2 protein-coding genes are annotated in these 2,836 nt (G+C 57.2%); both read right to left on the minus strand.

Features of this window, described 5'->3' with window-relative positions; all coding sequences use genetic code 11:
* The coding region (locus tag M0974_RS26700) for a 7TM-DISM domain-containing protein (RefSeq protein WP_297844214.1) at positions 1–1,244 on the minus strand (1,244 nt) is incomplete at its 3' end.
* A gap of 102 nt (positions 1,245–1,346) precedes the next feature.
* Positions 1,347–2,642: a phosphoribosylamine--glycine ligase gene (purD, locus tag M0974_RS26705; protein ID WP_297844217.1), complete on the minus strand. Its 1,296-nt coding sequence runs from the start codon at positions 2,640–2,642 to the stop codon at positions 1,347–1,349.
* Positions 2,643–2,836 lie beyond the last annotated feature (194 nt).

Consider the following 2,836-nt stretch of genomic DNA (forward strand, 5'->3'; position numbering starts at 1 on the left):
CCATTCATCGGGGTGCGAATTTCATGGCTGATCTTGGCCAGGAACTCGGCCTTGGCATTGATCTCGGCGGTGCTGGCAGCCAGGTCACGACTGGCACTGAACTCGTCTTCAGTAATGCTGCGATGGCGTTCGCTAAGGGCGATGCTCATCAAGAGCCCGGCAATGCAGAACACGCCCAACAAGGTGATGATCAACCACTGTGGTGCGATCAATGTCAGGCCAAGCAGCGCCGGCAAAATCACCAGGCAACCCAAATTGAAAATGATCATGGCCAACACAAACAGTCGAGCAGGGTTGTAGCCTTTCTGCCAGTGGTACACCGACACGAAGAGAATGCTTAGGCTGGACAATGCAACTAGCCCATAGGTGATCAGGTTCAGCGGCAAGGTTTTAACAAACAGCACCAGAAGGCCGCACAGGGCAATAATCAGCATGTCGGCCAGCAGTAGCCGATTGAGGATGAGCGAACCTCGAAGGGCAAAAAAACGGTACGCGAACATTAGCCCGCTCAAGGCTGCCAGGATCAGCGCCCAATACGCGTTGGGCGTCTGTGCGACGTGCCAGTTGGGCAACCACGGCGCTAATAAATTGAGCAGCAACAACGCGCTCAGTGTCAGCATTGCCTCACAGGCCGCCAGCCATAAGCTGCTTTGGTTGCGGTTATGCGCGTAGCGCGTGATGTTCTGCAGAATCAACATCGCCAGACAGCCGAAAAAAACACCGAGGAGCAAGGGCTGACGTTCGTCTGCCGCGCTGGAAACCGCCGACTGCAGGGTTATATACGGCCGTAGTTCTTGCTCTGAAACCAGGCGCAGGTAAACGTCCAGGGTTGTGACGCTCAGCGGTAGCGGCAACAGCAAGTCAGTGGAGTTCAGTGATTGGTTGTTTTGCGGGGTCTTGTTGCCGGTACGTGAGTGGCTGACGATAGTCTCTCCGTCGAGCACGTACAGATCGAGGGAGGCCAGGTCGGGTGCAAAAACGCGCAGCAACTGTTCATGCTCGCCCGGGGGTAAGCGATAATGCAGCCACACCGCACTGTCGCGGTCTCCAGCAGCTACATGGTCAAGCTCAATGGGACTGAATTGGTTCACATAGCGCGCTGACCGCACGTCACTCAGCTGCAGGTTGGCCTGATCATCGAGCAGAGTCGACCAACCAGCACCTTGCTCTGCATAGGCGGGAAGCATGCAGAGAAGTGTCAGCAGAGTGACGGTGAAACCTATGGCAATCCTGAGCCAGTGCACGGCGAAATCCCTTCGTAAGTAAATACCCTATAACTATGCGCGGGGCTGGAATAAACAGGCAAGGCTCGGTGACGAACGCCTGCCTGTGTGGCCCGTCTAACCTTATTCCAGGTCTTGCCCACGCTCGCGAGCAATGGCCCGATAGCCAATGTCTTTGCGGTAGAAACAACCTTCCCAGTCAATTTCTGCGGCCAGCTTGTAAGCCTGCTCCTGCGCGTCGCTTACGCTGTCGCCCATGGCAGTGGCACACAAAACACGGCCGCCAGAGGTGACGACCTGACCGTTTTGCAACGCTGTACCGGCATGGAACACTTTACCGGTCATGCCCGCTGCTACGTCCAAACCTTTGATTGCTACACCTTTAGCGTAGTCGCCTGGGTAGCCGCCAGCGGCCAACACCACGCCAAGACTCGGACGCGGGTCCCACTGAGCTTCGACTTTATCCAAGGCTTTAGCCAATGCAGCTTCGATCAACAACACCAGGCTAGATTGCAAGCGCAACATGATCGGCTGAGTTTCCGGGTCACCAAAACGGCAGTTGAATTCGATAACTTTAGGGTTGCCCGCCTTGTCGATCATCAGACCAGCATAGAGGAAGCCGGTGTAAACGTTACCTTCCTGCGCCATCCCACGGACGGTCGGCCAGATCACCAGGTCCATGACCCGCTGGTGAACTTCGGCGGTCACTACTGGAGCCGGGGAATAAGCACCCATGCCGCCTGTGTTGGGGCCGCTGTCGCCGTCACCGACGCGCTTGTGGTCTTGGCTGGTGGCCATGGGCAGAACGTTTTTACCGTCGACCATGACGATGAAGCTGGCTTCTTCGCCATCGAGGAACTCTTCGATCACCACGCGCGAACCAGCTTCGCCAAAAGCGTTGCCCGCAAGCATGTCGCGTACGGCGTCTTCGGCTTCAGCCAGGGTCATGGCGACGATCACGCCTTTACCCGCAGCCAGGCCGTCGGCTTTGATCACGATCGGTGCGCCGACTTTCTGCAAGTACGCCAGTGCTGGCTCGACTTCTGTGAAGTTTTGGTAGTCAGCTGTTGGAATCTTGTGACGCGCTAAAAAGTCTTTGGTAAAGGCTTTCGAACCTTCCAGTTGCGCGGCACCAGCGGTAGGGCCGAAGCAGTCCAACCCGCGGGAGCGGAACAGGTCCACCACGCCGGCAACCAGCGGCACTTCCGGACCCACGATGGTCAGGGACACGTTTTTTTCTGCGAAGTCGGCCAACTGAGCCAGGGCGAGCACGTCGATATCGACGTTTTCACACTTGGCTTCTGTCGCGGTGCCGGCATTGCCCGGAGCGACAAAGACTTTCACGACACGCGGGTCCTGTGCGACTTTCCACGCCAAAGCGTGTTCACGGCCACCGGCGCCAATGATTAGAACGTTCATTTCAAAAACCTCGATGACGCTGAATTCTGTATGGGCATACGCTGCCGGATGCCTGTCCCTGTAGGAGCGGGCGGTCCCCCCCGTAAGGCCAACCGGGGTGTGAGTTAAAACCCCCTATGGGGATCGCGGGGCCGCCCGCGCCCACACTTTTTTTAGGTTTTTTGTCGGGAGTGTGGCCATGCCGGGAAAACCCA

This window comes from Pseudomonas sp. (genome assembly GCF_026224925.1).
Taxonomy (GTDB): Bacteria; Pseudomonadota; Gammaproteobacteria; order Pseudomonadales; family Pseudomonadaceae; genus Aquipseudomonas.